The organism is Streptococcus mitis (assembly GCF_001579035.1).
Lineage (GTDB): Bacteria > Bacillota > Bacilli > Lactobacillales > Streptococcaceae > Streptococcus > Streptococcus mitis_J.
On record NZ_KQ970297.1, the window covers coordinates 1 to 5517 of the forward strand.

A 5517-nucleotide genomic window follows, 5' to 3' on the forward strand; every position below is an offset into this window, starting at 1 on the left:
AAAAACTGAAACAGGGTGCTATTGATAGTTCTAGCGTTGATAAATATATAGACACGGCATTTCCTAAAAATAGCGAAACAGTAACTTTTAAAAGTGATGCTCAGGTGGCTTCTTTGAGTTTACCTGCTCTTCCTAGGGTATCAGATAAGACTTATTCTGATGATCAATTAAGAGAGTTAAACAAGATTAGGGCAGGTACAGGGGTTGCTAATCCAGCGGTTCCTGAGGTTGGAGCTGGTTCTCTTGGGATTGGTGAAATACCTGGTACTGGTTCGCTAACTGGAGCAGGTGAATTGGCAGGAGCTGGAACTCTTGCAGGTAGTGGCGCAACTACTGCAGCAGGTACAGGCCTTGGATGGTTGGATAAGATTATAGAATGGCTTAAAAAGTTATTGAATGCAATTCTTGGAATACCTGGAGCAATTTTAAATGGATTAAAAGCTTTATGGGATTGGCTTGCTAAAATTTTACAAGCTATTTTAGCTATTCCTGGGGGCATAATAAACATTTTAAGTAAGATATGGGAATTTCTTCAAACTCTCTCTAAAGTCATTTCTGACGCAATTACAGGGGCTATAACGTGGACATTCTCTATTGATGAAACATGGTTAAGGGGACGTTTGAGCGGTTTAAATGACATTTTTAGGAGAAAATTCCCTGTGATGGTTCCCTTAAGGTATGATTTTAATGATAAGGACACATTCAGCGATATGAGTATTAATATTTTGGGTTCTAATTATGTGATATTAAACGGAGCAATAGCAACTAAATTGGCTTCGCCAATCAAAATGTTTTTTAGGGCTTTAGCTTATGTTTTGATGGCTTTATTCTTTGCACGGAAATTCCATAAAGTGGCGGAGGATTAAAGATGATACAAGGTATTTTAGATGTTTGTTTTAAAATTTTAGAGTGGTTGATAGGTTTATTTCCATCTTTTGAATTTGTAAATAATTTTGTATCAGCTTTAAATGCAGTATCGAATATACTATATGAGGCATCGCCATTTGTGCCTTTTAGAGATATTTTTATCTGTATAGGGTTGATATCTACTTTTTATGTTTCGCTTTTCGGTACGAAATGTATAAATTGGCTTATACATCGAATACCGTTTATTAACTAAAAAAATAAGAAAGGGTAGGCAGGATAAAACGGAAAGCCCGCATTTGCGGGCGCCCGTTTTATCTGTTTAGCATTGGTTATTGTTTATGAGAAAAAAAGGTATTCGAGGAAAGCAATTTGAGGTACTTTCGGAAAAGCCTGCATATTTGAAGATTTTTAGCTTTATAGGCGCTTTGTCTTATGATTTATATCATCGTGTCAGGAATGGGAAAGAATTTAGAGAATACGGTCTGACCTTGTATTGTGGTCGTCAAGGTGGCGGAAAAACTATGGCTATGACAGAATATCTTGAAAGGATGAGAAAGAAGTATCCTGAAGCCATTATTTGCACGAATTTTGGCTATGTTCATCAAGATATAGCTATGGAGAGCTGGCAACAACTTTTCGAGCTGAGAAATGGATTAAAAGGGGTTATATTTGCCATCGATGAGATACAAAATGAATATAACTCAAGTGCTTGGCAAAAATTCCCTGAAGGCTTGCTGGCAGAGATTACGCAACAACGGAAACAGCGTATAAAAATTGTTGGTACAAGTCAGGTCTTTACTCGTGTAGTGAAGCAGTTGAGAGAACAGACATTTGAGGTTGTCGAGTGTCGAACGATTGCAGGACGTTGGACTTTTACAAGGGCATTTGATGCAGAAGATTATAACGCAGTTTGCGACCGTCCTGAAGCAAAAATGAAGTTGCGTAGATTATGGCGCAGAAGTTTCGTGCAATCGAAAGAACTTAGAGAAAAATATGACACTTATGCCAAAATTCAAAAGATGGCTGAAGCAGTAAATAAGGGCTAAAAAAAGGGGCTGAAAGCCCCTTGAGAAAGCCCCCGCAGGGGCTTTCTTCTTATCTTGATACATATAGAAATAACAAGATTTTAAAAATCAGGTATAAAAACAGGCTTAAACCCTTGATATTACTGACTTTTTAGGCACAAAAAAAGCCTTGTTTTTTGTGAAAGCTTTTGATATAATTTAGGTGTTCAATCAAAATCATAAAAAGCTAGGAAAATTGCAAGGACTTTTTTCTATATTTCTTTGTAATTACAGGTAAATTATAACATGACAGAAGTCAAAAATCAAGTATTTCAGGATATATCAAAGACTGGAAAAGATAGAAAATGGAGAGAACGCAAATTAAAAAATATTGAACTGGCAGGACAGTTAGATATTTTGGGTTATCGTTCATTTGAGCGAGTATATCAATGCGCTGAAGTTCTAAAATTTGTTGAGCAGTCTGACGGAACGAAGAAACTATATCAGTCTTATTTCTGCAAAAATAAGCTGTGTGCTCTGTGCAACTGGAGAAGGTCGATGAAGTACTCATATCAAGCAAGTAAAATTGTTGAAGAAGCTATGACTAGGCAACCGAAAGGGCGCTTCCTATTCTTGACTTTGACTGTTAAAAATGTGACAGGTCAAGAACTCAATAAATCCATGACAGATATTCTTATAGGGTTTAATAGGCTGATGAAGTATAAAAAAGTCGATAAAAACTTAATCGGATTTTTAAGAGCGACAGAGGTTACTTATTCCAAAGAATTAGACAGCTATCATCCTCATCTGCACGTTTTACTAATGGTTAAGCCAGGCTATTTCAGGTCAAAAGCTGACTATTTAAAACAGGAGGAATGGACGGAACTTTGGCAGAAAGCTATGAAGCTAGATTATACTCCTTTAGTTGATATTCGAGCCGTCAAGGCTGATAAAGGCAAAGGGCTAAAAGGTGCTATTTTGGAGACTGCAAAATATCCTGTAAAACCGTTTGATGTGACTGATGAAAAAACGGATTTTACAGATCAGGAGAAACTGCAGATAGTAGATGATATGCTGACAGGATTGCACCGAAAAAGACAAATTGGATTTGGTAAGCTGTTTAAGGAAATCAAAAAAGACCTGGACTTTGATGATTTAGAAGATGGTAATCTTGTTCAAACTGGAGAGGATAAAGACGGCACTTCTTCAGGTCGTGAAATTGTAGCAATATGGAACTGGGAACGTAAAAATTATTATTTAAAGTAAAATAAAACAGAATAATGTGGTATAATTGAGTTATAAAATGTAATGCAATAGCACACCAAAGCCCCAGAGGATGGCAGTCCTCCAGGGCTTTTTTTACGTTCTTTTCAGATTAACGGGTATCTTGGGCTAGCTTCGGTCTTTGTCCTTGCTATCTAACCACTTGCAGATGTAGTGTGCAGCTACTTCCGCCATAATAGCAAGTAAGACGTCAAAAATGTAATGCAATAAGCTCACCTCCTTTCACGAACCATAGGAACGCAATCGGTAACCGAGAGCGATACTAGTATAGCAAAAAAAAGAAAAAGATGTAATAGATTGAAAAATAAAATTAGTTAATCGTTTTATGTCGCGAAAGTTCATTGGACAGTAAGCAGGGACAGATTAAACTTGAAATCGTGTTGGTGGGGCATTAGACCGACCGACAGACGATTTTAAAAGTTTAGTCCCTGGTTTCTTACTGTCAATGAAACGTGAAATAAATATATAATGGCTAAAATCAATCCAAAAAAAATTTGGATTTTTTTCTTTTTTTTGAAATGTATTTACGAATATATAAGTGAACAACAAAAAAGAAAAGAGGAAAACAATGAAAAATGATGTTCTAATTTTGGGTGCTCGTCCCTATGATTTTACAGACGAGAAAACGCAACGACAGGTGTCAGGCGTTACAGTGTGGGTACTTCCTTTAGTGAATGAAGATCCTGAAAATGTTGTAGGTCTATTGCCTGTAAAATATAGCCTTACATCAGCACAATATGCTTTGATTGCTCGTAATCCATTACCTGCAAAAGCTGAAATGTTCATGACCGTTAATATTGCGACTAAAAAAGTTGCCTTTGACCGTTTTGAAAATGTTGAAGCGGTTGATGTGGCTGCATAATGAAGCCTGAAGATAATTCAAACCTCTCAAGTGTATTTGAGTCTTACAATAAAAGTTTACTTGAGAAATTGAATGAACAGACAAAAGCAACAAATAAAGTCTATGACGAATTAAAGAAATTTAATGAGCGCATTGATAAAGATAAACAGGAACAAGAGCAACTTGAAAAGAAAAAGCAAGATGAAAATCAAGAGAAGAAACAAGATTCTGATGAAATTCTAGAAGAATTGAAAAATCTATCTAAGCTGACAGAAGAAAACGGCAAGCAAACCGAGACTGATGAAAAAATAGCAAAGATAGTTACCAAAGTTGAAAAAGATTACGATTTGTACCATATGCAGGCAAATGTCATTACTTTTTACGGAGTGATTGTCATTCCTGGTCTCCTTTTATTTTTCTTTATAAACCATTTACTAAAACAATTTGTATTCTAAAAACTTGTCTATGGGTAAAGACGTTAAACTATACCTAAAAAAACAATTTTGGAGGATTTTTCTATGATTACAGCTGAACTTTTAGCACCTGTTAAGGACGCAGTTCTGCAGACAGTTCCGTCTGTCTTGCCAATTGGTGCCGCTATTTTGGGAGTGAGCCTTGCTTCTCGCTTTGCAGTATCATTGCTCAAGAAATTCTTTTAATCAAAAGCACTCGAAAGGGTGCTTTTTTTGATAAGGAGCAAAATGAAAAAAATTATTAAAAAAATAGCAGTTTGTTTTTGTATAGTTACATTACTTTTTACTAGTGCATTTAAGCCTAAAGTAGTTAAGGCAGATGCAGGGGCATTGTCTGGAGGGTTGCTTCTTGGAGGTCTAAATCCTGCAGTTTTACCTTGGGTTGTATTGGGTATAGTTGCTTGTGTTGTGTTGGGTTATACTATCGAGCATTTTGATGAAGTTAAAGCTGTAGGTGGTGCAGTAGCGGATGAGCTTAAAAAAATGGGTCATTCTGTTGGAGAATTTGTATCAGGAACATCTGTAAAAATTGATGGTACTCTAAAACAAGCAATTAAGAATGTAGGGGCTGGATTAGGTTCAACTGCTACTGTTCCTAGTACATTAGTTTATAAAGGCGGTTTGTTGACTAATACTGGAGTTATAGCACCTAATTCAACTAAATTGATGGTTGGTGGCGGACCTTCAGCATCATTGTATATTGGAACGGAAAAGCCGGCATATAATTGGATATTTTCTTCATATAGTTTTAAAGAGGGGATAGATTATCTTGTTCCTCAAATAACTGTTAAGGTTGAGTTAGAACCGACGGACTCTAAAGTTAAATTAAGAACGGTTACTGATTCAGGGATAGGAGCGGCTGGTGTAGATTATAATGTGGGGCGAAATGAAAAAGGTCAAATAAATTACCTTTCGGCTACAATTGCTCATAAAGGGAAAGGAGTTGGTAGGTCTGTTTATTTAGACGTTCCTCCAGGAAACAATGTTGTAGTAAAATCTGTTTCTGTTCCTGAAATTGGTTTAGGGGAGAGAATGACGGTATCAACTG

Annotated in this window: 7 protein-coding genes; all 7 read left to right on the top strand. The window is 36.4% G+C overall.

From position 1 onward, the window contains the following. On the top strand, window positions 1-866 hold an 866-nt coding region (locus SMIDD26_RS12405), incomplete at its 5' end, for a hypothetical protein (RefSeq protein ID WP_246747040.1). 339 nt (window positions 867-1205) lie between these two features. After that, a complete protein-coding gene (locus SMIDD26_RS10690) occupies window positions 1206-1913 on the top strand; it encodes a zonular occludens toxin domain-containing protein (RefSeq protein ID WP_061440093.1) in 708 nt (235 codons plus the stop codon). A 264-nt stretch (window positions 1914-2177) separates the two neighbouring features. Then, window positions 2178-3137, top strand: coding sequence for a protein rep (locus SMIDD26_RS10695; RefSeq protein WP_061440094.1), 960 nt, complete (start codon window positions 2178-2180; stop codon window positions 3135-3137). A gap of 586 nt (window positions 3138-3723) precedes the next feature. Beyond that, window positions 3724-4017, top strand: a complete 294-nt coding sequence (locus SMIDD26_RS10700; RefSeq protein WP_000786930.1) for a hypothetical protein — start codon at window positions 3724-3726, stop codon at window positions 4015-4017. Next, entirely contained in the window at window positions 4017-4451 is a 435-nt protein-coding gene (locus tag SMIDD26_RS10705) for a hypothetical protein (RefSeq protein WP_000801501.1), read from the top strand. Before SMIDD26_RS10700 ends, SMIDD26_RS10705 begins: the two co-directional genes overlap by 1 nt. 63 nt (window positions 4452-4514) lie before the next feature. Beyond that, window positions 4515-4655 carry a hypothetical protein gene (locus SMIDD26_RS12410; protein ID WP_153299254.1) on the top strand — a complete coding sequence of 47 codons (141 nt, stop codon included), beginning with the start codon at window positions 4515-4517 and terminating at the stop codon, window positions 4653-4655. A 42-nt stretch (window positions 4656-4697) separates the two neighbouring features. Next, on the top strand, window positions 4698-5517 hold an 820-nt coding region (locus tag SMIDD26_RS10710; RefSeq protein WP_134990306.1), incomplete at its 3' end, for a hypothetical protein.

Coding starts and splice junctions, on each gene's coding strand:
- SMIDD26_RS10690 (WP_061440093.1), top strand. CDS start 1,206: ATGAGAAAAAAAGGTATTCGAGGAAAGCAATTTGAGGTACTTTCGGAA.
- SMIDD26_RS10695 (WP_061440094.1), top strand. CDS start 2,178: ATGACAGAAGTCAAAAATCAAGTATTTCAGGATATATCAAAGACTGGA.
- SMIDD26_RS10700 (WP_000786930.1), top strand. CDS start 3,724: ATGAAAAATGATGTTCTAATTTTGGGTGCTCGTCCCTATGATTTTACA.
- SMIDD26_RS10705 (WP_000801501.1), top strand. CDS start 4,017: ATGAAGCCTGAAGATAATTCAAACCTCTCAAGTGTATTTGAGTCTTAC.
- SMIDD26_RS12410 (WP_153299254.1), top strand. CDS start 4,515: ATGATTACAGCTGAACTTTTAGCACCTGTTAAGGACGCAGTTCTGCAG.